The organism is Amycolatopsis eburnea, assembly GCF_003937945.1.
Taxonomy (GTDB): Bacteria; Actinomycetota; Actinomycetes; order Mycobacteriales; family Pseudonocardiaceae; genus Amycolatopsis; species Amycolatopsis eburnea.
Map to the genome: position 1 here is coordinate 131751 of NZ_RSEC01000048.1, position 23526 is coordinate 155276.

Here is a 23526-nt window from a genome sequence, read left to right on the forward strand (position 1 = left end):
GACACAAGGAAAGGCCCACCGATGTCGTGGTTATTTCCCGCGATCTACGTACTAGGCATGATCGTGGTGTCGGAGATTCTGCGACGCAAGGCAGGCATCAGGCACGGAAGAAGGATCCCCATCCTCGGCCCGAATGGCGTCGGTATCAAGTGGTTCGGCGTGTCGATCGTGAAGACGCTCTTCTTGCCGGTCACGGTCGGGGTGTGGACGGTGCGCGCTGTTGCCCGGTGAGCACGGGCGACGGACGTTCCTCGTCGGCGCGGGCGCGAGTGTCGTCCCGCCTGCTGGGCTTCCGCTGTTCTTCGCGCTGCGCAGCTACCTGATCGAGCAACTGAACCTGCCGTCGGAGGCCGTGGACGGCGCGACGCAACTGGCACCGGAAACCTTCATGCGAGCGCTGTACGAGGGCGGACTGCCCCTCGAACTCTGGCTCACTCGCACGTTGCGCCAAGGGCATCCGAACGCCGTGCACACGGTCCTGGCGACCGCGCTAGCATTCGGGGACCAGGTCTGGACAGTCAACGTCGACGAACTCATCGAAGCAGCGTCGCCAGTGGCTCTCAAGGTCGCCGCGTACGACGACGAGGTCCCGGACGCGGACGCCACACTGCTCAAACCACACGGCACGGTCAGCAACGGGCGGTACATTTTCCGGTCCGACCAGGTCGTGCGGCCTTTGCCGACCGGCTGGGCTCACCGGCTCGTCGACGACTGCGCAGGCCGCGACGTAGTCGTGATCGGGTACGCGGGGCTCGACGTCGACCTCCGGCTCGTCTTGGACGATGCGCTGGCGGGTGCGAACACGATCACCTGGTTTGCGACCACCGGTGACCGCGAAGGTCTCGTCCGGCGGTTCCCGATTCTCGACCGCGACAACACCTTCCACGGCGAGAAAAGCCCCGACTCACTCAGTCCTGCCTTTCTGGACTGGGCAGACGCCGAAGGTCTGACCGGAAACGTCACGCCCTACCAGCGAGAGGCCGTGACGCGGCGCGATGACCGGCAGCCCGTGGACCTGGAAGGCGACACCCGGCTGGCGCGCGCGATGCTGCTGGAACGCATCGGCGATCGCCCTGGCGCCCGGGCAGGTCTGCTCGAGATCCTGCTGCCACGGCTGACCGCGCAACGACAGCGGCTAAAGGCCGCTGCGGCGCGGCTGCGCACCATCGAGCTGTACGGCGAAGCTCCATGGACGAAGCCGTTCCTCACCGTCGCGCGCAGCAAGCTCGCCTGGATTTTGCCCTCCGCCCTGCGCAGGCGACTGGACCGGGTCGACGTCACTCTCCTCAGTAGCTCTCACGGACTACACGCCGAAGCTCGCGCCTGCTCGGAACAGCGAAGGCCGCGCGGTTCACCGGTGATCTGCCGGGAGCGATCGCGGACGCGTCCAAAGCGGCCGAGTTGGCTCGCGCGAGCGGAGACGTCGACCTGCTCGCCCACGCATTGTTCGAACGAGCCTTCGCCCACATGTGGGCGGGAGAACTAGCCATAGCCCGCATGCTGGTGCGCGACCTGCACTCGGGCATCGACGGCCTGGCCGGCGTGCGCTGGATCGCTTGGGCCTGCTGGCACCAGGCCTGCCTGCACCTTTACGACAACCGCCCCGATAAGGCGATCGCGGAGTTGCAACGTGCGGAAAGCTTGTTCGAGGTCGACGGGATACCCGCCGGCCAAGCGGCGGCGATCACCGTGCAGCTCACCGCGCGACGGATGCTGGGCGACGCGAGCGAATTCGAGCTGCTGCACCGGGACAAACTCGCGAGCCTGCGTGGCACCACCGGTTGGACGGCGTACACCGAAGCCTCGATCGGTCTGGAGCTGGCGGAGTGGGCTCGCACGCACGGCGAGCCAGCACGAGCCGTAGAGCTCTACCGCGGGATCGTCGGCTCGTCTCCCGACGAGCCGGTGCACCGAACGTTCGCGCTGCTGGGGCTCGCCGAACTCGAGCGGGCGGCAGGACGGGACAACATCGCGATCGCCGACGAGGTGCGTGACATCCTCTGCGATCACCCGATGGCCTACATCGAAGCGCACTTGGTCGTCACCGACTACCTGGCCGGACGGGTAGACCCGGCGGTGGGACTGGCGCGCATCGCGGCCGCAGCGCCGGATCTCACGACTCGCACCGGCGCTCCCGCATCCGATCCGTCGGACTACTGCCTCGGCAAGCACCCCGAGCTGCACGAGATCTATCTGCCGTGAGCAACTCCCGCAGAACCGGGTGAGGCCGATGATCCGATCGGCCTCACGTCTCGTCCGTCAGGTCGCCGGCGCGAGCGCCGAGACCAGTTCCTGGCGGGTCAGGTCGGCGATCGTCCGTCCAATCGTCAGAGCCGTCTCCCCCGCGTTGAGACCGTCGAAGCGGATCGGCCGTGCGCTGGGGAACGCCTGCGACCATTCGCCCGGCACCTGGATCTTGGTGCCGGGCACGAGGAACCGCACCTCGCGCACCCCGGCGCCTCGAAGCAGCGAGATGCCCTCGGCCTGCGTCGCCGGCAGGTCCGAAAGTTGCGCGTCCGAGAACAGGACCAGGACGGTGTCGCACGGCTGCTTCACCGCCGGAAACTCCTTGATCCGGCCGAGCAGCGGGCGCAGCAGTGTGGCCTGGCCGTCGGGGACGGCGTTTGCGGCGGGCAGGGCGCTGTGCGCGACCGGCACCGGCGGCAGGCGGGTCTTCGCCTCGAACGCGAAGTCCACGATCGCGATCTGGTCGTCGTCTCGCAGCGTGTCCGGTTTCGCCGCCCACTGCTGCAGTTGAGACAGGGCGGCGTCACGGGCGGTCGCGAATTCCGCCATCGAGCCGGAGACGTCCATGCCGATCGCCAGGCGCAGGCAGGCCGCGTCACGTGGGCCTACAAGGACAGAGGACAACAGGTCCGGTGGCGAAGCAGCTGGTCCGCGGTCGCGAAACAACTGCCACCCGCCGAGCCCCAGCAGGCATAACACGATCAGGGGTACGGCGAGCATGCGCCACCTGCCGGGGCTCCGTGCGAAACGAGGGGAACGCGCTAGGTCCGTGGTCGGCGCCAGCATTCCGGACATGACCGATCAGCTCGCCTTCAGCGCCGGTTCACCGGACCACTGTCCACCCTGCCCGCCGCCGGGTTCGTCCTGGTGCAGTGCGTCCCACAGGTCCTGCAGCTCAGCCGCGAGGATCTCGGCGTCCCACGGGCGGTGGGTGTGCAAAGCATCTGCGGCGTCCTCCAAGGACCGTGAGGGCACGAGCACGCCCGTCGCGCCGAGCAGACGCGGTGCTCGCGGGTCGGGCAGCCGCAGCAGGCTGCGCAATCGGACGCCGTGAACCGGTCGTGGAGCGGCGATCAGGCCCTCACCGGCGTCGGGCAGCGTCCGCGTCGTGTGGGGGTCGCCGTGTTCAGCTTCGCTCCTGGCCAGCAGCCCTCCCCCCAGCGCCACGATGCGGGCGTTCTGGTCGCGGTGGTACTGGATACGCAAGCGGAGCGTGAGCCACACCGCCAGGTGCTTCTCGTTCGCCTTGACCAGCTTGTCACGCAGCTTCTCGAACTCCTCGGCGCGCAGACGGTACTGGTCACGGACCTCCGAGACCAGGTAGGTCCTCACCACCACGTCGGCTGTCAGGGCACCGGCGAAGATCGTCGCCATGGGCCATGCGGGGATCGACATTGACCCGACGCTCACCGCAGCGTCGTCATATCGGTGCAGTACCAGCAGGAAGATGGCCAGGAGCAGGACGCCGAACACCGCCGGCCCGACAAGTGCGCCCCGGTGCCTACGCCGACTGATGCCCGCGTAATCCATCACCCACCGGTGCGCGAGCGCGCCCGCCAGTCGCGCGCCCAGCAGCGTCACCGCCGGCAGGAAGAGGGCGACCGCGACCGCCCCGAGGCGTGCGGGGTCCGCCCATCCCGCCTTCCGGTCCAGATCACTGGTGAAAGCGAGATACCAGAAGAAGACTTCGACCAGGGTCAAGACGATCTCGAACACGAGCAGGCCGCGCGCGGACACGAGGCCGCAGTTGCGGTCGTACGTTTCGCCAGTCTCGTCCTCGTGCCGCATGTGCTCGGTCTGGGGTCGGCCGGGGAGCCGGTGGACCCGCCACTGCGGGTGGTCGCGCAACATGCCGAGCGCGTGCCGGTAGCGCGCACTGCGATGCGCGGCGCTGACGAGTTCGACCATCAGACCACGCAGCTTCCTCCCCGCCCGCTGGTCTTCCTTCGCCAAAGTGTTAATCACTTCGACGGTGACGGACATCTCGTCGCTGTACAACTCGTCGGAGCGCGGGCGCGCGTTGCGGACGTTGTCGCGCCTTCGCCGGTGCCCGGCTTCGAGCAGCCTGCCGAGGCCACTCTCCACCCCGGTCCCGGTCCGGCGTCCGAGCATCGAGGCGAGCCCCCGGGACAGCCATCTCGTCTTCATCGACCACACTCCTTCGCGTTCACAGTGATCTCCACGCGGCGGTTAACCGCCGCTGCCGGCGTTTGAGCGTCTTTGAGCCGTTTGGCCCCGAGCCCGATGGGCGCGAGCCGCGACCGCTCGATGCCCATTCCGGTAAGCGCCGCGGCCACTTCCTCGGCCCGGCTATCGGACAGCCGCTGTCTCCCCGGCTCGTCGCCGACGGCGGCGGTGTGCCCTTCGATCAAGGCCGATGTGCCCGGGCGCTGCCGCAGGTCGTCGGCGATCTCGCGAAGCACCTCGTCGGCACCCGGCAGTAGTTTCGCGCTATCGGCGGGGAAGAGCAGCGAAGCGGGGATGGACTTGCCGACCCCGCACGCCGACGGCACGGTCTCGACCTCGGGGACAGTCAGCGGATCGGCCGGGAGGTGCTCCGGTGCAGGCGCCCGCTTGCCCATCTGGCTGTCGAAATCCACGGTTGCCCCTGCCTTGACCAGCACCGCCGTCCAGAGTCCAGTGAGGTTGGTGCGCGCGGGCTGCGGCAACGCTAGCTTGGATTCACCAGCCCCGGCCCAGATGATCTTGCGGCCTTTGAGCTCCGGAGTCAGGTTGTTTCCGGCGAGAAGGTCGTCTGCTAGGGGCCCGGGTGGCGTGTCAAAGCCGAGCACGTTGAGGTCGAACGGCCCGACGTTGTTCAGACCGTCCGAGACCACGAGCAGCGTCGACGGGTTCTGCCTCGCCGCGACCGCAATCGCGTCCAAGATGGCGCTACCCGGTGCCGTCGGCTGCATCTGCTCGTCGCGAGCCCACAGCTCAACGCAGTTCAGAACGATTGGCCGAGCACGGTCCGCGGTGGGGCTGTCCACGCCAGGGTGGGGTTCCAGCGCGATCTTTTTCACAACGGCGGGCTGCTTGCCAGCCCCGTCGACTGCGATGAGCGCCAGCGCATCGCCGCGGCTCTGGGCGTGCTGGAGTTCAGTCACCGTCCGGGGTGGGAAGTCGCCAGCGGCCGTGGACGCACTGTTGTCGACCACCAGCGCGGTCAAGCCGCGGTCAGTGGGGACGGCGACGGATTCGACCTTCGCGCAGTCCGGGGACACCGCCTCCCCCTGCCCGTCCCCGCACGCGACGGCGATCAGGCCGATGCTGGCGAGCAGCGCGGCGATCGCGCAGATCAGCCATCTCTTGAGAGTTCTCTGCCGAGATTGCATGTGCACTCGCAAATGCTGAACGGAGCGGGCCTGGCCTGCAACGCAGAACGCCGCACCAAGCCGAGCCCAACACTCCTGGCGACCATGCGTACGCCACGGCGCACGCTCGGATGACTCCATGACCGTACGCATCCGAGCGACTATGTGTCAACTATGACTAATAGTCTGTGTTCCCTACCTCCGCGCCACGAGCGACCCTCGCAAGATCGGACTAGCCAGAACGGAAACCTTCCCTGCTGCCCGATAGAGCTCTGCCGGGCGGCCAAGCGCTCCACCTGAGCTTCTGGTGCGCCCAGTCGGCACGATGAACTCGGTCGCGTTCCTGACCTTCCGATGAAAGTTCGCCCGATCTAGCGGCACACCCCATACGACTTCGTACACCTCACGTAGATCACCGATAGTGAACTCTTCATCACAGAAGGCAGTTGCGATGGTCGTGTACTGCAGCTTGTCTCGCGCCTGGTCTACGGAATCCCGAAGGATCCTGTCGTGATCAAACGCCAGAGCCTCACCGCCACCCAGCTTCGACAGTGGGACCCAGCCGGCATCTTTTACGTCTGAACCCTGCGCGGGCACCGGGATCGGAAGATTCGGCGCTATAGCCAAAAACGCGCAGGAAACTACGGAGCCGCGCGGATCCCGATCAGAGGCGGAGTAGACGCCGACCTGTTCCAATGCAACGAGACCATCCGGCATCCCGGTCTCTTCGCCAAGCTCGCGTATCGCTGCATCCTCGATACTCTCCCCCTGGCGCCGGAACCCCCCGGGCAGCGCTCGCTCGTTCTGGAACGGTTCGATACCGCGGACGACCAGCAAGACGTGGAGCTCTCCCTTCCGGATGGTCAGGATGACAAGGTCGGCCGCAAACGCCGACATGAAGCACTCAGGAGGCAAACCGATCACTACCGAACAGTAGCTCAACCGGCAAGCTTCTTGTCGTGATTGACTTGATGTCTCATCTGCAGAGTCTTCCGACCACGGCGAGTGTGCGGCGAGAGCGAGGTGCAGGCTGAGCTTCCGCATCGGGTCCGGCGCGGCCGGGAAGCCCGCTGACGGCGTCGGCAACCTGACGGACGATCATCGTGTCACCGACTCTGATCGCCGCGACGACGATGCTGGCCGAGACGGCGACGCGCGCGCCTGACGCGATGCCATCCAGGATGGAGCAACAGTACCTGCGAGCGGAACCGGCAGGTTCGGGCGAAGGGCCAGCGCGTTCTGCTCGTCCGTCACTGAGTGCCAACGACCGTCTGCCGGATGATGGACGAGCTGATCTCCACGCTCCGAGCCGGTCGCGGTTGCAGTGGCCCGATCCCTGCCCGATAGGTTACTTTAGCCATGGAGCTCTTCATCAGCATGGAGGCGCACCTCGGCGCCTCGTACGACGATCAGGTCCACATGGCGCGCCTGGCCGAAGAACTCGGCTTCGGAGGGGTGTTCCGTAGCGACCACTTCTTCGTTCGCGATCCACATCCGCTGGGAACGACGGATGCCTGGCTGACCCTGGCCGGGCTCGCCCGCGAGACTAGCCGAGTCCGGTTGGGCAGCCTGATGACAGCGGCGACCTTCAGGCCTCCGGCACTGCTCGCAGTCGCGGTGGCGCAGGTCGACGCCATGAGTTCCGGGCGAGCTGAGCTTGGGCTCGGCGCAGGCTGGCACGAGGCCGAGCATCGGGCGATGGGGGCAGCGTTCCGCACACGCTCGGAGCGCTTCGAAGCACTGGAGGAGCAGTTGCGCATCCTTCACCTCCTCTGGTCGCAGGCCTCGACGGACGCGAAGAGGTTCGTCGGGCGTTACTACTCCATCGAAGACAACCCCGGACTCCCGCGACCAATCCAGGTTCCACGGCCGCCAATTGTGGTAGGGGGCCGAGGTGGGCTCGTAACGCCCCGACTCGCCGCCAGGTACGCCGATGAACACAACCTCCCGATGCCAACGGTGGCTGACGCAAAGCGGCTCTTCGACCAAAGCGCACGAGAGTGCGATGAGATCGGACGCGACCCAGGCGGGCTACGACGATCCGTTCTCCTACGGATCTGCTGTGGCAGCACTGAGTCAGAGGCACAGGCTCGGGCGAAGAGGTGGGGCTGGACCGACCCGAGCCGCCATATCGTCGGCACGAGCTCCATGATTGCTGATGCCGTGGAACACTATGTCCGTCTTGGGGTGAGCCGGACATACTGTCAAGTGGTGGACTTCACCGACCTTGACCACATTCAGCTCGTCGCGGCGGAGGTGCTGCCCGTACTGCGCGCCGCACCCCATCGGCATGGGCGTTCCGAGTGAGGTGCGATCGTGTGCTGACGGCGATTGTTGCAGGTCCTGGATCGCAGGGTATGGCTTGCCCGGCTCGAAGCATTCGCGACCGACAACGAACAAGCCCTGGGGTTACCACGCCGGCGATTGCGAATCAACGGGTCCAGCGTGCGCCTCGGACGATCGGGGATGGGCGGCGCCACTTGGTCGCCTCGACCAGATACCGAGCACGGCCGAGCTGCACGAACGGGCAACAGGAGCGGGCCGCCAGGCCGACCTCCTGCGGGAAACTCAATGGTGCGCACGATCCGACGTACGGCCATGCGCCGTTCGCGTCTGGGGCGCAGCCCTCCCCGGCCTCGGCCGGCAGGATGAGTCGCTCGCGTTCTATGCCGCAGTGGGTCGAGTTGTGTCGGGCCTGTCCGGAAAATGGCACCCGGCCGTCCTGGTCTGTGCCGTCACCGGGAAAGGGGGCGGCCCTGAACCATGTCGACCGGCACGAGATGGGCTGGTGGTCCATTACGAAGCCGTGGAGAGAAGGCGAGGCTCGTCTAGGCCGACCCGTCTACAGACCCAACTTCGCCCACGTCTGACCGGGTTGGGCCGAAGGTTCAACCACGTGGAACATCCGGAGGACCCGCTGCGCGCCTATGAAATTTCAGTGCCGCGGCGGGAATCTCTCAGGCACGACCGGCTCAATACCCATGATCCCAGCTACGGTCATGCCCTGAATGGATTGGTCGCACCCTGACCGAGTTGGACCGCCGTTCCGACCCACTGGCGGCCGCACCGGCAGCGGCGACGCTGACGTGGGCCCGTCCGCGCGCACACGGCGAGCTACGAGCATGCTCCGAAGAGCCGCGGCCTGGCCGACTGCGATCTCCATCCCGCGGCTCTGGCCACCCATCCACGCGCTGTGCGTTTGTGGAAGTGTTTGGCCCGCGAACGGCCGGTAGTTCACCGCCCTGACTACGCGTCCGTTCTCGCCGCACTGGGACCTAGCCTGTTCAACCAGGGGCACATCCGTCAGGCGCTGGCGGATGCCCGGCAAGCAGCCGCATCATGGAAGCCATTGACAGAACTGAACTCGGCGGCGCATGAAACGAGCTACAACCTCACGCTCAGCAACTGCTCACGATGCGCACTCAATCTGACACCCGACCTCAGCAATCGGCGATCAGGAGTCTGCGCAGGTGGCGCCGCTGGTCGGTGAAGGCGTTCCGTGCGTGCATCATGCGCCAGTTGTCCCATACCAGAATCGCATTCTTCTCGATGCGGATGGCGATGTGGTTCCTCTCGAAGAAGGAGCGGCCCAGCTCAAGGTAACGCCCCATCGGCTCGTCGAACGCTGAACACCGGTCATCACAGGGGAAGCGCACCAACCTCCCGTGCTCGTGCTCGACCACAAGGGGGTGCTGTGCGCTGAACGACACACCGAATCGCTCCAGAGCGGCGCTCGGACGCCACGGGTACACTTTTGTGGCAAGGTGCTCGACGTGATCGGGCGCCAGTTCGCGCATGAGCGCATGGCTATCCGCCAAGGTAGTTTCCCCGCCTGGCCCATCGGCTGGCTGCAAACACCAGAGCGACACATAGCGAGGAGGCAGGCCCGGATATTCGAACCACTCGGTGTGTGGCAAGAGCTCTCGCGTGTTGGACGCCGAGTAGACTGTGTTGTCGATCCCCGGCTCGGGTCGGACCTCACGGACTGTCACACCGTCGAATTGGGGCGACGGCGGGCCGAGACGGGACAGTTGTGCGACGTAGTCGAAGCCCTCCGGCACGTCGGTGATGTACACATAGCCGACCGAGGAAAGAGCAGCGTGGACACGGTCGAGATCTAACTCCGTGTCAGAATATGTCGCCTGGCTCAATACACTTAGCGCTGCATCGGTGGTCATTCCTACTCCTTGGAATCTCGGGTCGGGTAATCAGCTATGAGCACTCGCTTCAAGTGCCGGTTAGTATCCGCGAAGGCGGTACGGGCGTGGAGCACGCGCCAGTTATCCCAAATGAGCATCGAGTCTTCCAGGATACGGACCGCCGTGCTGTGCTCGGCGAAGTAGGCTCGGCCAAGCTCGATGAATCGGTTCATATCGTCGTCATAGTCAAGGCAGCGATCGTCACAGGGAAAGCGGATTACTAACTCGCCGCGCACACGTTCGAGGAGTTGGTGCTTAGTGCGGTAATCGATTCCAACCTTGGCCAGGCCAACACTCGGCCCCCAAGAGTAGCGCCGAGAAAGTAACGTGCTCCGTAGCTCGGCGGGAAGCCCGTCGATGAACGGATAGGCGTCGGCCAGCGTGGTCTCGCCGCCGGAGCCGGTCGCAGTCCGCACGCTCCACAAGGCGACGAAGCGGGGAGGTAAGCCCGGAAACTCGAACCACTCGGTGTGAGCGAGAAGCTCGCGAGTGTTGGAGGGCGAGTAGGTGGAGTTGCCGACTGCGGGATCGGGCCGGACATCGCGGACGACGGCACCATCGAACTGACCCACGAGCGGACCCAGACGGGCCAGTTCGGAGAGGTAGTCGAATTCTTTGGACAGGTGACAGATGTGGGCGAATCCTACCGAGTTCAGCAACACCCGAAGTGCGTCCAGGTCGAAAGCCGAGACCGCCAATTCGATCACCCCGCCCAGAATAATACGGCAAGCGCACCGAAATTGCACCCCCTTGCCTCCCCCACAATGACGGCTTACAATGCTGATGCGTTGTGGGAGTGGTGTCAGGGGAGGTGCCTCGTGACCAGGATGCCCGCCGTCGTCGACGTGGATTGTTTTCTGTGCGCAAGCCCCGACGGGCCGGCTCTCGACTGGCACGACCGGCCCCTCCATGAGAGCGCATCAGCGCGAGCGGTCCCGGCAGTGGGGGCGCTTCGGCCCGGCTACGTGCTGGTCGCACCGAAGGTTCACAGGTATTCGCTCGCGGAGATGCCGGCCGCGCACCGCCATGAGTTCCTCGCAACCCTGGAGTTCGTCAAGGAGACCCTGACGCGCAACTTCGGCCCGGTTCTCATGTTCGAGCACGGCGGGGACGCCGCCTGCCGCCGACGATCCGCGTGCGTCGAGCACGCCCACCTGCATGTGTGGAGCATCGCCGACGAGATCCACCTACGGTTGCCGGACACGCCTGTTTCCGTGCATCCCTCTCTGGACGACTTTCTGCAGCGCCCTTCGAGGATCTCCCCCTACCTTCTCCATGTGCGTGGCGACGGCCGGACAGCGGTCGGCCGAGATCCTGGAATAAGCCAGTTCTTCCGACGCCAGATCGCCGAGCAGTTGGCTGTCCCGAGCCTATGGGACTACGCCACGGTTCCGTGCTGGGACAACGTACGCGCAGCCGTCCGCGCGTTCGACGCCACAGCGGGCCACCCCGGTGGAGGTGAGAATTGATGGTCGGGGGCAGCCGGGACACAACACCGACACTGTTGTTCAGCGCCTTGCATGAGGAGTGGCTCATACACGCACCGGGGCGGGAAGGAATGATTCCTCAGGCCGCCCGTGTTCAAGCAGACGATCAGCCCTGCCCCTTCTGCCCGGGCTCGACGGAGACGCCACAGGCATACGACACCCAGATATTGCCCAGCCGCCATCCCTTCCTTTCCGGAGTGGTCACCAGCGAGCACGGCGCCGCGCCGGTCCACTCCGTCCTGCTCTACGCGTCGGGCCACGACGTCATACTCGCCGACCTTTCACCGCAGCGGTTGACAAGATTACTGCGACGCATCGCGGAGCACACGCGCCTACTCATGACAGGCGGATGCGCGGCGGTCTATGTGTTCGAAGTGCATGGCGACGTGCTGGGTCCGACCGTTGCCCATCCCCATGGTCAGATTCTCGGGTTTTCGTTCGTGCCGGACAAGATGACCCGGCTGGGACGACCGTGCGCGCTGTGCGCGGCTGCGGACATGGCGGCGCTGCGACTCATCGAACTGGAAACGGTGGAGTTCGGTGTATCGCAGTGGTCGCGTCTGCCGTTCGAGATGCTGATCTATCCGCGACGCCACATCAGCGAGCTCGGCCAGTGTACGAATGCCGAACTGCGGGACCTTGCCGCAGGCCTGCACCACGCGTTGCGGCTGATTGGCGATCCGGCCGTCCCCTATATCCTCAATATTATGCAGGTCTCGCCATCCAAGGCCGGCGAGCACCACCTCAGGATCGAGCTCGTCCCGTTCAACAAGCCGAACGGGACGCTGAAGATGGCTGGCGCATGCGAACTTTTCCTGGGCATCTACATCAATCCCGTCGACCCGGTTCGCGCGGCGGCGCTTCTCCGGCAGCGGTTGGCCCGATGAACCGTATCCAGATGATCGGGACCCAACGGTCGGGATCAAACCTCTTGCGATTGATGCTTGCACAGGGCCCGGTCTTCGCGCCGCCGTCGGCACATCTACTTAGAGACCTACAGTTTTTCGCTGACAGCGAGGCGCCACTGCTCGCCGCCGCAATGTGTGAGCTGCTTGATCGTAACGTTCTTGCTTGGCCCGAAGGGAGCTATTGCGCAGCCCGCCTACTTGCCCAAGGCGGCCACGCCGGCCTCGCTGACATGGTGGTCACGCTCTATGACAGCGCCGCTACCCGGCTCGGACACCCGGCATGGGTGTGCAAATGTCTGGAGAACGTCCACCACCTCGGCCAGATACGAGGTGCCGCTCCAGAACTCAGCGTGCTCCATCTGGTCCGTGACCCGCGTGACGTGGCCTTGTCCTTTTCGCGCGCGCCGATAGGCCCCAAGGAGCCGCACATGATCGCGTTCGCGTGGAGAGCCGATCAGCGGGCGGCACTCGCGGCCGAGCGGACGGGCGATTGGCGTCGCTGGGTTCGGGTGCGGTACGAAGATTTGGTGCGCAACTGCGATTCCGTGCTCCAGCATCTATGTCGGGCCTTGGAAATCTCCTTCACCCCTAAGATGGCCAACTTCAATGCCTCGGAAGAGGCAGTCCGCACCGCGTCGCTCTCCCCGCTCTGGACCGGCCTGTCCAGCCCGGTGACCACGTCGCGCATCGGCCAGTTCCGGCAGCCACGGCACCGGCGGTTCGTCATCGCCGTCGAGGACGTTCTCGCCGACGACATGGAGGAGTTCGGTTACCGGCCACTATACCGGACCAGGAGCAGGAACCACTCCGCCGCCGAACTGAGCCAGTTCGTCGCACGGGACGAAGCCCTTCGACGGCAGGCAGCCGGCGCCCGAGACCCCCGCCGTGAGGCAGTGTTCAACCGACGGGAGCATCTCCTCAGCCAGCTCAGACTCGGCAACCTGAATCCCATCATCACGAGATCTATCGCTGCGTGCCACGCAGAAGACGGACGGAGAGCGCTGTCAGCCGGGCCGATTACCGACGACGGCCGGCATCAGCTCTGACGTCAGTATCGCCGAACAAGGAACTGCTAACGATCGCCACGACAATGCGGTCATTCGCATTCGCTGCGAACTAGCACGCTGGTGGCGCTCTGTCCGCCGTGGAGTCGGCGACGGCCGTCTACTCCGGCGATGGCGCACGGCTGGCCATCGCCGACGCGGCCGGGCTCACGCCGGACGCAATGCCGCTCGCATCCTGAAGGCGGTGGCCCGGCGGCGACCGAATAGAGATCCTCACGGCGGCTGCGGAGTCGTCGAGGATGGTGTGCCGCCAACATCGCTGGATGCGGGCTAGGTTGTCTGAGTGATTGACTACGATGCAGAATCCGATTGTTACGACGCAACACGTGGTGGTGAGCCGAGAGCGGTAGCCGCAGCCACGAGTATAGAACGATTGCTGCCGCACACCGCCCGTGTCGTGGTTGACGTCGGCTGCGGTAGCGGGATCGTGACCCGGCACCTGGCCGGTCAGCAGCGGCTCGTCATAGGTGTCGACCGATCCGCGGGCATGATTCGACTGGCGTCTCGACGGCTGCCAAGACGCACTGTACTCGGTGACGCGACGGTTCTGCCGATCAGGTCGAGCACCGCCGACGTCGTGCTGATGATCTGGGTGCTCCACCTACTTCGCGACCCGGAACCGGTGCTCGCGGAGGGAGCCCGCGTCTTGCGCTCAGGCGGCGTTCTGATCACCACTGTCGACAAGAACGACGCTCCGTTCCGCGCCCCAAGCGACTTCGCCGACGTGACCGCCGCCGCGCGCCGGGAGCTAGTCCCGCAGGCATCCGACCATCACGACCGAATCCTGCGGCTGGCCGCCGACCACGACCTTCAACCACTCGACGAGGCGACCTTCGTAGGGATTGGTCAGGGCAGGAGCCCCCGCCAATGGCGCGAGCACATCGCGGGCGGTCACGTCGCGTGGTGCCAGGGGACCGATCGCGCACGGATCGCCGACTTGTGCTCCGCAATTTCGTCGTTGTCGAATCAGGAAACAGCGCGACCCGACCCGATCTATAGCCTTGTCGCGCTCGAACGCCGTCGATGAGCTGCCCGGCGGGAACCTCGACAAAGGCGACGACGAGGATGTTGCCGAGGCCGCGGCTCGCGAACTGCTGGAGGAGACAGGATTCGCGGCCAGCTCGGTCGAGGTAGTCGGCTCGACCTACCTCGCGGCATACGCGACGCATCACCGGTTCGCCGCTATCGCGCTCGGTTGCCGCCGGGTCGCCGAGCCGAAACCGGATCGGGAGTTCCTGGAAACGGTCCTCATGCGCCGGCCGGAATTCATCAACCACGTACTGTCGGATGAACTGACGGACTAGTACGTCGCTCTGCGCGGGGCAGTAGCGCTCGAGTGGCTCACCCCAGCTGATGCGCGCTGACGGCCGCCATGATCTTTTCGCTCGTTGCTGCCGTCGTTTCGAGGTAGAGACGGGTTCCCGGCTCGGTGCCGGACGCGCGAACTGCGAGATACTCCCCCGTTCTGTCGTTGCCGAACAGGGCCACATCGTCAGCGGTGGTGCTGGTGTCCCATGTGGACAAAAGCTCACTGACCCTACTGATGACCTGCGCGTTGTCGGCTACGACGGTAATGATGCGCTGCGGGTGTGGGTGGCTTCGCCGTAGTTCGGTGACCGCCCTGTCGAGGTGTTCGAGTGTGGGCAGTGCGGTGAGCATTGTTGTGAGAGCGGTCAGGCTGTCGCGTTCAACGTAGACGTCCGGCGCCTCGGCGACGACCAGCGCACCGTTGGGCTCCAGCCCGATCATAGACGTGTCCGTGCTGCGGTGCCATGCGGCGACGACATGCTTGAACCCCACCGGAACCAGCTCGACCTTGACCCTGCAGTCGCGCGCGGTGCGGATAACGGACTGCGGGCTGACCGCTGTCGTAACCACCCTCGCTGGGCGGAGCCCGGACCGCAGGAGAATCGCCGCTTGCTCGGCACTACCGATGTAGCCGGAACGAGTAGTCCAGAGGGCAAGACGGTCGCCGTCGCCGTCAACCATCGCGATGACTGCGCGGTCACGTTCCGGCAGTTCGGACAGCAAGCGCGCGGCGATGGCGTCTGCGGCGGGTCGGCGAGCGGGGTCTGGGGTGTGTCCAGCAAAAAACGGCAGTGGTCGAGCGCGCCGCCAAGTCAGGTCGGGTAGATGCGGGCCGAGCATCCCGACTGCACCGTGAGCAGCATCGATGACGACAGTGCCCTCGAACTGACGGGCTGCCGCGATGAGTGCCGAGCCGACGGTGGCGGCGTAGGCGCCGAGCACTGGCGCATGTTGGTGCAGGCCACCCGTCACCGGGAATGTCTCTGTGACGTCCGGGAGGACGGCGGACTCGAGGAGCGTCGTGATGCCGTGACCGCGGTGGTCACGGAGCTTGATGCCTAGGTAGCCGGGCGGGTTGTGACTGGCAGTGACGACGATCCCCGCGTCGAACTCGGAATGCTGGTGAACGTAACGGCCGACGCCCGGGGTAGGTGCTGGACTATCGGCAAGCACCGCGGTCGCTCCGCGGGCGGCAAGCAGGTCGGCGGCGAGGTGGGCGATATCGTGCGCGCCGGCCCGGCCGTCATATCCGACGAGGACTGTGCCGTGCAGGACACCCCTAGCCACGGCGAGGTCAAGCGCCCCGAGCAATTGGGGTTCGGCGTAGCTGGGGCCGGTCTGGCCACGCCAGCCGTCGGTGGTGGTCGGTGTGGATTGCATTCAGGCCTCCCGTGGTGCGCTCGGGGCACGTTGCCCGGCAGCGCCTATAGCGGTCCAGCCATCGATCCAGCCCGGCAGGTTGCGGGTCAGATCACGGCCGACACTGTCGCGGACGATGCCACCGGTGGCGGCGACAAGGAGTGCGGCCGCGGCGTAGTCCCACACGGCGGCGCCCTGCCCGCCAGGCAGATAGACCGCGGTCTGCGCGCGGCCGGTGGCGACGAGTGCCATCTTGACGCTGGCTGTGGCGACGGCAGCCGTGCGGACGCCGCCGACGCGGCGGGCCCACTGGGTGGCGGCCGGGACCTGGGCAGGGCTGCACAGCACGACGTCCGAGCCATACATCGGGAGCCGGGCGAGGTCGCCGTGAGCGCGCAGGCCGGTGGCGGCCGTGGCGGTGAGCGTGAGGTGGTAGGCCGGGAAGTCCACGACGGCCTCGTTCGAGCGGCCGCGACGGACGCGGCACACGGCGATCGCGTAGTCAGGCGTCCCCGCCAGCAGCGACGTGGTCCCGTCGATCGGGTCCACCACCACACAGTCCGCAACGATCTCGGCAGGCAACTCGGTGGCGTGTTCCTCGGCGACGACCGTGACGTCGGGCCACGCCGCACGCAGCGCCCCGATCAGCAGGTCCTGGACCTGCTCGTCAGCCGCTGTGACCGGCTCAATGCGCCCGTGGAGGTTGAGTTTGTCCCGCCGCGCACCGCCGACTCGCCGCCAACGATCGATTGCGCCACGGCAGGCAGGCAGTGCCTCAGCGACCACGTCGTAGAGCGCCGGCTCGTCCCGTCGGTCGCGACTTTTCGGTGTCACGCCGCACCGCCGGCCGACACCGGATGGTCGTCGGTGGGCATTTGGTTAACGCAGAAAGGGATCGAGTCCGCGATGACGGGGAGTGTGGTCTGCCGGAGGGCGCGGCCGAGGGCCAGCATCGCGGTCGCGTGATCGGCCTCCGCGTGCTCGAGAACGTCGGTGATGCTGACGACTCCGCCTAACAGCTCGGTAAGCCGATGACGCAGCATCGAGCTGCCCGTGAGAAGTGAGCCCGAAAGGATCAGGGTGAGCGGGTTCTGTTCGGTGATTCCCGTATCAGCGCAGACGGCACGGACCCCGCTGGCCAGGGCGTCGGCGGCGGAGTCGACGAGTGCTGTGGCCACCGCGTCACCAGCGGTGGCTGCGGCGAGGACGGAGGGCGCGAAGGTGGCGACGTGCGGCTTCCTGGCGTGACCGCTGATATAGACGGTTTCGAATAGTGCATCCCCCAGGGGGCCGGACACGTGGCCACACCATGCTGCGGCAGCATCGGTCAGCGCGGTCTGCGGTCCGCGGTGGTCGAGTGCTCGAACGACCGCACGGAGTCCGGCTTGGGCGAGATCGTGCCCGCCTCCTTCATCGGAAAGCAGCCATTCCAGTCCGGACGCCCGCGCCGTGCGGGTGTCGTGCCGGGCGGCGAACCCGGTGCCAGTTCCGGCGATCGCCACGCAGACCGCGCCGTCCGGTTTGCGCAGCAGCACCGGAAGAATGTCGTTCACGACATGTACGGGAAGACCGGGCATGCCGGCGCAGCTGCACGCGGTGCTGAGCAAGCCCGCGAAGCTGGCCGCGGTGGCGGTGGTAGAGGCGGCGCCGTGCGCGGCGACAACTCCGATCGGGTCGATGTGTCCGTGGCTGGCCGAGCTGTCCAGCACTTGGGTGATCAACTCGGTCATTGTGACGGTCGCCTGAGCGTCGCCGACCGACCGTGGGTTGGTGGACGCGCCAGTGGCGACGCCGAGCACGTTGGTGCCGGTGGCGAGCGCGGCCCAGGTTCGGCTGCCGCCTCCTTCCAAAAGCAGAAAATGGTCTTCGGAGGTCATGCTTGGCCTCCCCAACCCTCGAGTGCTGAGACAGCGTGATCAAACACGCCCCTAGTCAGCCTGTCGTCGTCAAGGATGACGCAGCGACCAGGGGTAGTTGGGAGCACTAGGTGCAGGACGCCGTTGCGGACCCGGCGGATGGCCTGGACCCCGGCCCATACCTGGTTCCGCAGGTCGGGCGGCATGGTCACCGGCAGCTGGTGGACGGCCAGCAGGCGCAGGATCCGGTCCCGCTCGGCCTGAGTGGCATGGCCGGTGAGCGTCGCGACTGCGGCGGCGACCGCAATGCCGATCGCGACGGCCTCGCCGTGGGGCAGGGTATAGCCGGTGGCGGCTTCGAGCGGATGCCCGATGCAGTGACCCAGGTTCAGCAAGCGACGCAGATCGCCGAGCTCGAACGGGTCCGGTGCGAGCAGGGCCAGCTTGGCCGCGACCGCGAACCGGACGATCCGGGTGAGACGGCCGAGGTCGCCACTGATCACAGGTCCGCGTTCGAGCAGGGCGGCGAGTTCGGCGTCGGCGACGAGTGCGACCTTGATGGCCTCGGCGAGGCCGTTGCGGAGCTGCCGGGCCGGCAGCGTAGTCGTCAGCTCGGGATCGATGACCACCAGCGCGGGATGGTGGAAGGCGCCGAGGAGGTTCTTGGTGCCGACGGCGTCGACCCCGCCCTTGCCGCCGATTGCGGCGTCGAGTTGCGCCAGGAACGTGGTCGGAACCAAGATATGGGGCACCCCGCGCATGTAGATGGCCGCGGCGGCGGTCAACAGATCGCAGACCATGCCACCGCCCAACCCGACTAGTAGGGTCCGGCGAGTGGTGCCGACGTCCTCGAGTTGGCGCCACAGCTGCTGGAGGCCGTCGACGGATTTGCTGGTCTCCCCTGCCGGGATTTCGACGGTCGTGACCGGCACATCGAGGGCGGCCAGCGCGGCGCGAGCAACCCGCCGGTGGACGTCGGGGATACCGCTGTCGGCGACGAGAACGACTCTTGGCGCGCCGAGGGGTCCGAGGACCGGGCGAAGCAGCTCGCCGAGCTGGGGCAGCAGGCCGGGCGCGAGGCGGATGGCATACGAGTCGACGCGCCGGGCCTGCACGTGCCATCCGTCAGCCGTGTCGGCGATTTCCAGCGCGGATTCAGTGCGGCGGGTGACCATGGTCATGCGCTGGCTCCCGCGCGGATTCGCTCGGCCACGGCTTGCGCGGTCAGCCCCACTGCAGCATAGAGCGCTGACTGCGGAAATCCCGCGAGGCCGTAGCCGTCAGCCCCGATGGCCAGGGCGCCATCAGGCAGCAGGGACCCCAGCACTGACGCCGGCGCGTTGTGGATACTCGCGTGACGAGCAGTGGACGGGAAGAGCTCGGCCCGGCGGGCAGTGGTAAGACGAGCTGCGCGGGTGGGGCTGATGATCTCCAGTACACGGACGCGGGTGCCGTCGGCTGTGTGCAGCAGTTCGGCGGCGTCGAGCGCGGCCTCGCGAAGGGCACCGGCGGTCGCGATCACGACGTCGGGCTCGGCGGCTGGCCGTAGCTGCCAGACACCGTCACCGGTGGAACGAGCGGCGAGGTCGGCGACGGTGTCACGAACGGGGACGGCTTCGTGCGGCAACCTCAAGTAACAGGGGCGGCCTGACGAGAGGGCTTCGAGAGCGAGAACGGTCGCTGTGTTGATGTCGCCGGCTTCGAGAATATCCAGCCCTGGCACTGCGGTGAGCGCGGTGAGGCAGCCGTCGGACTGAACCATCGGACCGAGCGGGTCGCCGAGGCCACCCGAGGTGCCGATCAGCAGCACCGGCAGCTGCGGGAAGGCGATGGATTGGCGGATCTGGTCGAGCATCCGCCAGTAGAAGCCTTCCATCGACACCAGGACCGGCCACAGGCCGGCGGCGGCGGCGCCGGCGGCGAGCGACGCGGCATCCTGCTCGGCGATGGCGCATTGCAGTACGTCGGACTCGGGGATGTCCCAGTGCCACGAGCCGGTGGCGGTCATGCGGTCGAGGAGGCCGCAGTTGCGGATGGCGTCCGGTGCCATCCAAAGCATCGGTAGGCACGCGAGCGCGGCGGCTAGATCGGCGGCCAGTGTCTTCTTGGCCACCGGGGCCGCGCCGACCGGATGGCCCGACGGCGACTGCGGCAGTTGCAGGCGAGGTTCGGGCGGTGCGGTCCCGGCCGGGACGGCTTCGGCGCCGCGGCGGGACGCGGCTGCCGGGTAGCGGATGTCGACAGCGGCCACGGCCGCGTCGATGAGGGCGACGGTGTCCCAGTTGGGGATGTGCTCGGCGGCGGCTTCGGCGCTGAGGCTGTTGGAACCTTCAGCCGGGGCGAGCAAACCCTTTCCTTTGACGGTGCGGAGGATCAGCGCTGTCGGACCCGTGGCGTGGCGGATGTCGTGCAGGGCGGATGTGATCGCTTTGATGTCGTGACCGTCGACCTCGCGCGTGCTCCACCCGAACCCGCGCCAGCGAGCGGCCCAGTCGTCGCATGGCAGTTCGATGACGCTGCCAGAGCCGTTGGCGTCGAGCACGGCCACGAGGTTGCGCAGCCCCAGCCGGGGCGCGGTCATCGCGGCTTCCCAGACCTGGCCCTCGGTGCATTCGCCATCGCCGAGCACGACGAACGTCCTTCGATTGGTCTGCAGGCGCCGGTCGGCCAGCGCGGTGCCAGCACCGAAGGAGAGGCCTTGGCCGAGCGCCCCGGTGCTCATCGGGATCTGCGGGGCGGCCCCGCGGCGCGGCATCCGCGGCAAGCTGTGTCCGAGCTGACCGAACCCGGCCAGGTCTTGCCAGGTCGTTCCGGGCCAGGCTCCGAGGGCCCAAAGCGCGAAGTACCAGGGGGCGGCCGCGTGGCCTTTAGAGTAGATCAACCGGTCTCCGCGGTCGTTGGGATTGGCCAGCGTGGTGGCCCCGGAGAAGTACAGCGCGGTGATCGCCTCGACCATCGAGGAGGCGCCACCGGGATGCTTGTTGGCGCGCAGGACCCAGGACCGCATTCCGTCGGCGATCGCGGTGAGCTCGGCGGTGCCGGAAGTGGTTGTAACAGGGGTGCCCATCACTATCCTTTGTGGTCGGTTACGGGTGGTCGGGTCCGGGGCTTCGGTGGGTTGGCAGCGGTCGAGTTTGCCGCTGGCAGGAGCCCGGGGAAGTTCCCGGGCCGCGCGGAACTCGGCGGGAATCGCGGCGTGGGAAGGATGTGACACAGCTGGGCCCGGATGACGGGTGGGACGGTGGTACATCCAGGTCCAAGTACGACGTGCGCGACGAGCCGGGGTGCGGCGCCCGGGGCGCCGGCGTGCGCAGTGACGGGAAGCTCTTGCAGCGCGGTCTCGACGCCATGCAGGTGGATCCGGACGCCGTGGATCTTCATCTGGTCGTCGGCACGGCCGTCGAAGTGCAGGACGTTGTCGGCGTCGAGGTGGCCCGAATCGCCGGGTGTGGTATACCACCTGCCCCGGACGCAACGGTGAGTGGCGGAACCGGGCAACGTCCGCTGTTGGTGCGCCACGGCAGCCAGCGGTGCCAGACCGGGTGTGGATGACGATGACGATCTCGCCGACCTGCTCGACACAGCGGCGCGATCGCCGTCAGGGGTCTCGACGTGCACATCGCGTACGAGACCCTGACTAGCTAGTTGTTGCCGACCGGAGGTCGCAAGGTCCTCGTGACCTGCGGTCCGTCGGATTCGAGCGATGGGAACGCCACCGACCTCTGATCCCCTCGCTGGTGGTGGGCCTGCCCTGGCGTGCAGGCCCACCACCAGTCTCACCTTCTCCCCGAAATCGGGGCGGCGCCGAGCGTGCACCAGCAGGGTGGTGTGACTAGTGCCAGCATCGCCAGAAGTCTTTCTGCAGGTAGTCGTCGTAGTGGGAGATGGTGCCGGCTCCGTAATTCTCGGTGCACGCGTCCTGCACGCTGATGTTCTGATCGCTGCTGCGCCAGGCGCCCGTCGGATCCAGTACACAGCGCCATCCCCACGTGTTCGGATACCGAGCCGCTGCTTGCCGTCCTGGCCAGTGGCTGCAATAGAGGTTGCGGTCGACCGTCCCGAGTTGGCGCGCTCCGGCGGTCAAAGGGTCCTGGGCCAGGGTCCTGCGCCTGCGGCGGATTCGGGTCGATCTCCGCGGCCGGTGGGGCCACTGGCACTGTCGGCGGCGTACTCGGTGCTGAGCTGCCAGACGTCGTCGTCCGGGGTGCGGGAACCGGTGCAGACGCGGGTGCCACGACAGACGACGCGATCGCCGGTGGCAGCGGGGCGGGCGGTGTCGTCCAACCTGGCGCGCCGGTGATCCAGCCCGCCAGCCACGCGCCTGCGGCCTCGGTCCTCCCGGCTTCCCGGTAAATGAAATGCGGTCCGAGGAACGTCCGCAGACATTCCAGTCCCGCCGTGACAGTGTCGTTGATCTTGAACACGTTCCTGCCGACACATCCCAGCACGCGCGACGAGTCAAAGGCGCACACCGAGTCCATGGCCTGGCACCAGGAATGCACCCGGCCAGCTAGCGCCACAGTGAAGGGAGGTCGAGCCTCGGCTTTGATCGGGAACGGAGCCAGGGCCGCCGTGGCAGAGGCACGGATGTCGGCGTGGGTAACCCCGGCCACGGCGTCCCCGGTCGTGTCCGCGGGGTTGCACCGCGGTTCGCCCAGCAGGGCGACACCATCGACCTTGTCCAAGATCGCCGCGTCGGTAATATTCGATCGATCCAGCCCGTCCACGACATCGGCTGCGACATCGGCGCCTTGTGAGTAGTCCGCGTTGGCAAAGCGGTAACCAAGGCATTTGTGGTTCCACAGATACAGGGCATTGACAAGTTGCTCGCGCCCCTGAATCAAACCGTCACGATACATGGATGCCGTGGCCGGATTCACCACCGAGGCCGCCATATGGTCGACCGGAACCGCCACCAACCGGCCTGCAGCCAGATGGCTCGATGTCCGGTGGTAGACGCTGTCCACGATCGAACCGAGGCTGGCTTCCTGATCAACGATCTTACCGGAGCCACGTACGCCGAGTACCAACTCTTGCACCTGGCACGAGTCACGCACACTCGCCAGATCCCTCACCACCGACGGGTGTCGAGGCACGGGCGAACCCCGCCACGACACGCCCACGGCAATTCCGGCGCCGAGCAGCACGACCGCAAGCGAGGAGATAACCACGAGACGCACGAGGACCTCCAGCGCGGTATGTGGCCGACATGCCCTCCAAGGTCGGACGCTGCACAGCCTGCGTTACAGCACCACACCCGACCACACCCTCGCAAGCCCGTAATATGCCAATATGGCCCGCATTGGTCCGGTCTGCTGGCTCCGTCGCAGGATTGTGTCCTCTCGCGCAGGCGCTAGGGCCGCGGGTCCAGCCGACCTGATCGTTTGATCATCGCCGCGCCTGAAGCTCCCCGCTTGGACTCGAAACAAGAACCCTGGGGCTAACGGGCCGTCTTGCGCCCGATGTCTCCGAACTCGGCGTAGGGGAAGAAGCTATCGAGGCCGAGTCCGCGAGTGAAGCGGATGCAGAGCCGTTCAACGACGGCGGATGCGCGCTCGAGCATCTCCTCGGTCCTGGCTTCGGTCACGCTGGTGTAGGCGGGGTGTCCCTAATGACTACCGAACGAGTTGATGGGGTGCCTTTGGCTGGCCGCCCGATCCGGACGCTGGGGTTCCTGGGCTCGTTCGGACGGGTGGGGCCGGATGTGCTTGGTGGACGTCTCGGGTGTCCCTGGGCTTGTGAGCCCTCCTGATAGAGCGGCGCGACCGGCGTGTCCGCGTCCCA

General features: G+C 66.7%; 22 protein-coding genes. 9 read left to right on the plus strand and 13 right to left on the minus strand.

Features of this window, described 5'->3' with window-relative positions; all coding sequences use genetic code 11:
• The first annotated feature begins 57 nt into the window (after nt 1-57).
• From EIY87_RS47680 to EIY87_RS22125, 3 genes are read left to right on the plus strand one after another with little or no spacing between them, the layout of a single operon-like run.
• Entirely contained in the window at nt 58-231 is a 174-nt protein-coding gene (locus EIY87_RS47680; RefSeq protein ID WP_158641328.1) for a hypothetical protein, read from the plus strand.
• Nucleotides 221-1486, plus strand: a complete 1266-nt coding sequence (locus EIY87_RS22120) for an SIR2 family protein (RefSeq protein ID WP_125311234.1) — start codon at nt 221-223, stop codon at nt 1484-1486. Before EIY87_RS47680 ends, EIY87_RS22120 begins: the two co-directional genes overlap by 11 nt.
• Before the next feature lie 11 nt (nt 1487-1497).
• Nucleotides 1498-2202, plus strand: coding sequence for a hypothetical protein (locus EIY87_RS22125; protein ID WP_125311236.1), 705 nt, complete (start codon nt 1498-1500; stop codon nt 2200-2202).
• Between the two features lie 57 nt (nt 2203-2259).
• Here EIY87_RS22125 and EIY87_RS22130 read toward each other — a convergent pair whose 3' ends face one another.
• From EIY87_RS22130 to EIY87_RS22145, 4 genes are all read right to left on the minus strand, one after another.
• Nucleotides 2260-2967 carry a vWA domain-containing protein gene (locus EIY87_RS22130; RefSeq protein ID WP_125311238.1) on the minus strand — a complete coding sequence of 236 codons (708 nt, stop codon included), beginning with the start codon at nt 2965-2967 and terminating at the stop codon, nt 2260-2262.
• Nucleotides 2968-3048: 81 nt separating this feature from the next.
• Nucleotides 3049-4395, minus strand: a complete 1347-nt coding sequence (locus tag EIY87_RS22135) for a hypothetical protein (protein ID WP_125311240.1) — start codon at nt 4393-4395, stop codon at nt 3049-3051.
• Nucleotides 4392-5582, minus strand: a complete 1191-nt coding sequence (locus tag EIY87_RS22140) for an OmpA family protein (protein ID WP_225439997.1) — start codon at nt 5580-5582, stop codon at nt 4392-4394. The genes EIY87_RS22135 and EIY87_RS22140 overlap by 4 nt, the downstream gene beginning before the upstream one ends.
• Nucleotides 5583-5756: 174 nt before the next feature.
• Nucleotides 5757-6485, minus strand: a complete 729-nt coding sequence (locus tag EIY87_RS22145; protein WP_318531897.1) for an NUDIX hydrolase — start codon at nt 6483-6485, stop codon at nt 5757-5759.
• Between the two features lie 435 nt (nt 6486-6920).
• Between EIY87_RS22145 and EIY87_RS22150 the strand changes: the two genes are divergently transcribed.
• The gene (locus tag EIY87_RS22150; RefSeq protein ID WP_125311244.1) at nt 6921-7868 is read left to right on the plus strand and encodes a TIGR03560 family F420-dependent LLM class oxidoreductase; all 948 of its coding nucleotides are present in this window, start codon (nt 6921-6923) and stop codon (nt 7866-7868) included.
• A 1133-nt stretch (nt 7869-9001) separates the two neighbouring features.
• Here EIY87_RS22150 and EIY87_RS22155 read toward each other — a convergent pair.
• Both EIY87_RS22155 and EIY87_RS22160 read right to left on the minus strand, forming a co-directional pair.
• Nucleotides 9002-9739 (minus strand): TauD/TfdA family dioxygenase, encoded by a 738-nt coding sequence (locus EIY87_RS22155; protein ID WP_125311246.1) that lies wholly within the window; start codon nt 9737-9739, stop codon nt 9002-9004.
• Nucleotides 9740-9741: 2 nt separating this feature from the next.
• Complete coding sequence (locus EIY87_RS22160) at nt 9742-10467, minus strand: TauD/TfdA family dioxygenase (RefSeq protein WP_158641330.1); 726 nt, start codon at nt 10465-10467, stop codon at nt 9742-9744.
• A gap of 111 nt (nt 10468-10578) precedes the next feature.
• Between EIY87_RS22160 and EIY87_RS22165 the strand changes: the two genes are divergently transcribed.
• The 5 genes from EIY87_RS22165 (at nt 10579) to EIY87_RS22185 (ending at nt 14523) form a co-directional block, all read left to right on the plus strand.
• Entirely contained in the window at nt 10579-11229 is a 651-nt protein-coding gene (locus tag EIY87_RS22165; protein WP_158641331.1) for an HIT family protein, read from the plus strand.
• 215 nt (nt 11230-11444) lie between these two features.
• Nucleotides 11445-12134 (plus strand): HIT family protein, encoded by a 690-nt coding sequence (locus tag EIY87_RS22170; RefSeq protein ID WP_158641332.1) that lies wholly within the window; start codon nt 11445-11447, stop codon nt 12132-12134.
• Between the two features lie 11 nt (nt 12135-12145).
• Nucleotides 12146-13201, plus strand: a complete 1056-nt coding sequence (locus EIY87_RS22175) for a sulfotransferase family protein (RefSeq protein WP_225439998.1) — start codon at nt 12146-12148, stop codon at nt 13199-13201.
• A gap of 301 nt (nt 13202-13502) precedes the next feature.
• A complete protein-coding gene (locus EIY87_RS22180; RefSeq protein WP_125311254.1) occupies nt 13503-14246 on the plus strand; it encodes a class I SAM-dependent methyltransferase in 744 nt (247 codons plus the stop codon).
• Nucleotides 14221-14523, plus strand: a complete 303-nt coding sequence (locus tag EIY87_RS22185; RefSeq protein WP_158641334.1) for an NUDIX hydrolase — start codon at nt 14221-14223, stop codon at nt 14521-14523. The genes EIY87_RS22180 and EIY87_RS22185 overlap by 26 nt, the downstream gene beginning before the upstream one ends.
• Before the next feature lie 37 nt (nt 14524-14560).
• Here the strand turns inward: EIY87_RS22185 and EIY87_RS22190 are convergent, their stop codons facing one another.
• From EIY87_RS22190 to EIY87_RS47685, 7 genes are all read right to left on the minus strand, one after another.
• Nucleotides 14561-15907: a hypothetical protein gene (locus EIY87_RS22190; RefSeq protein WP_125311259.1), complete on the minus strand. Its 1347-nt coding sequence runs from the start codon at nt 15905-15907 to the stop codon at nt 14561-14563.
• Entirely contained in the window at nt 15908-16720 is an 813-nt protein-coding gene (locus tag EIY87_RS22195) for an inositol monophosphatase family protein (RefSeq protein WP_125311261.1), read from the minus strand.
• Nucleotides 16717-17763: an N-acetylglucosamine kinase gene (locus EIY87_RS22200; RefSeq protein WP_125311264.1), complete on the minus strand. Its 1047-nt coding sequence runs from the start codon at nt 17761-17763 to the stop codon at nt 16717-16719. The genes EIY87_RS22195 and EIY87_RS22200 overlap by 4 nt, the downstream gene beginning before the upstream one ends.
• Entirely contained in the window at nt 17760-18923 is a 1164-nt protein-coding gene (locus tag EIY87_RS22205; protein WP_125311266.1) for a 3-dehydroquinate synthase family protein, read from the minus strand. The genes EIY87_RS22200 and EIY87_RS22205 overlap by 4 nt, the downstream gene beginning before the upstream one ends.
• Nucleotides 18920-20809, minus strand: coding sequence for a thiamine pyrophosphate-dependent enzyme (locus EIY87_RS22210; RefSeq protein ID WP_158641335.1), 1890 nt, complete (start codon nt 20807-20809; stop codon nt 18920-18922). The genes EIY87_RS22205 and EIY87_RS22210 overlap by 4 nt, the downstream gene beginning before the upstream one ends.
• A gap of 709 nt (nt 20810-21518) precedes the next feature.
• Nucleotides 21519-22922 (minus strand): cutinase family protein, encoded by a 1404-nt coding sequence (locus tag EIY87_RS22215; protein ID WP_158641336.1) that lies wholly within the window; start codon nt 22920-22922, stop codon nt 21519-21521.
• 260 nt (nt 22923-23182) lie between these two features.
• Complete coding sequence (locus EIY87_RS47685; protein WP_158641337.1) at nt 23183-23329, minus strand: hypothetical protein; 147 nt, start codon at nt 23327-23329, stop codon at nt 23183-23185.
• Nucleotides 23330-23526: the final 197 nt, after the last annotated feature.

What these genes read in the sequence shown, in the direction of transcription:
- EIY87_RS47680 (WP_158641328.1), top strand. Translation starts at nt 58, where the DNA reads ATGATCGTGGTGTCGGAGATTCTGCGACGCAAGGCAGGCATCAGGCAC.
- EIY87_RS22155 (WP_125311246.1), bottom strand. Translation starts at nt 9,739, where the DNA reads ATGACCACCGATGCAGCGCTAAGTGTATTGAGCCAGGCGACATATTCT.
- EIY87_RS22205 (WP_125311266.1), bottom strand. Translation starts at nt 18,923, where the DNA reads ATGACCATGGTCACCCGCCGCACTGAATCCGCGCTGGAAATCGCCGAC.
- EIY87_RS22140 (WP_225439997.1), bottom strand. Translation starts at nt 5,582, where the DNA reads ATGCAATCTCGGCAGAGAACTCTCAAGAGATGGCTGATCTGCGCGATC.
- EIY87_RS22130 (WP_125311238.1), bottom strand. Translation starts at nt 2,967, where the DNA reads ATGCTCGCCGTACCCCTGATCGTGTTATGCCTGCTGGGGCTCGGCGGG.
- EIY87_RS22175 (WP_225439998.1), top strand. Translation starts at nt 12,146, where the DNA reads ATGATCGGGACCCAACGGTCGGGATCAAACCTCTTGCGATTGATGCTT.
- EIY87_RS22125 (WP_125311236.1), top strand. Translation starts at nt 1,498, where the DNA reads ATGCTGGTGCGCGACCTGCACTCGGGCATCGACGGCCTGGCCGGCGTG.
- EIY87_RS22135 (WP_125311240.1), bottom strand. Translation starts at nt 4,395, where the DNA reads ATGAAGACGAGATGGCTGTCCCGGGGGCTCGCCTCGATGCTCGGACGC.
- EIY87_RS22150 (WP_125311244.1), top strand. Translation starts at nt 6,921, where the DNA reads ATGGAGCTCTTCATCAGCATGGAGGCGCACCTCGGCGCCTCGTACGAC.
- EIY87_RS22190 (WP_125311259.1), bottom strand. Translation starts at nt 15,907, where the DNA reads ATGCAATCCACACCGACCACCACCGACGGCTGGCGTGGCCAGACCGGC.
- EIY87_RS22200 (WP_125311264.1), bottom strand. Translation starts at nt 17,763, where the DNA reads ATGACCTCCGAAGACCATTTTCTGCTTTTGGAAGGAGGCGGCAGCCGA.
- EIY87_RS22210 (WP_158641335.1), bottom strand. Translation starts at nt 20,809, where the DNA reads ATGGGCACCCCTGTTACAACCACTTCCGGCACCGCCGAGCTCACCGCG.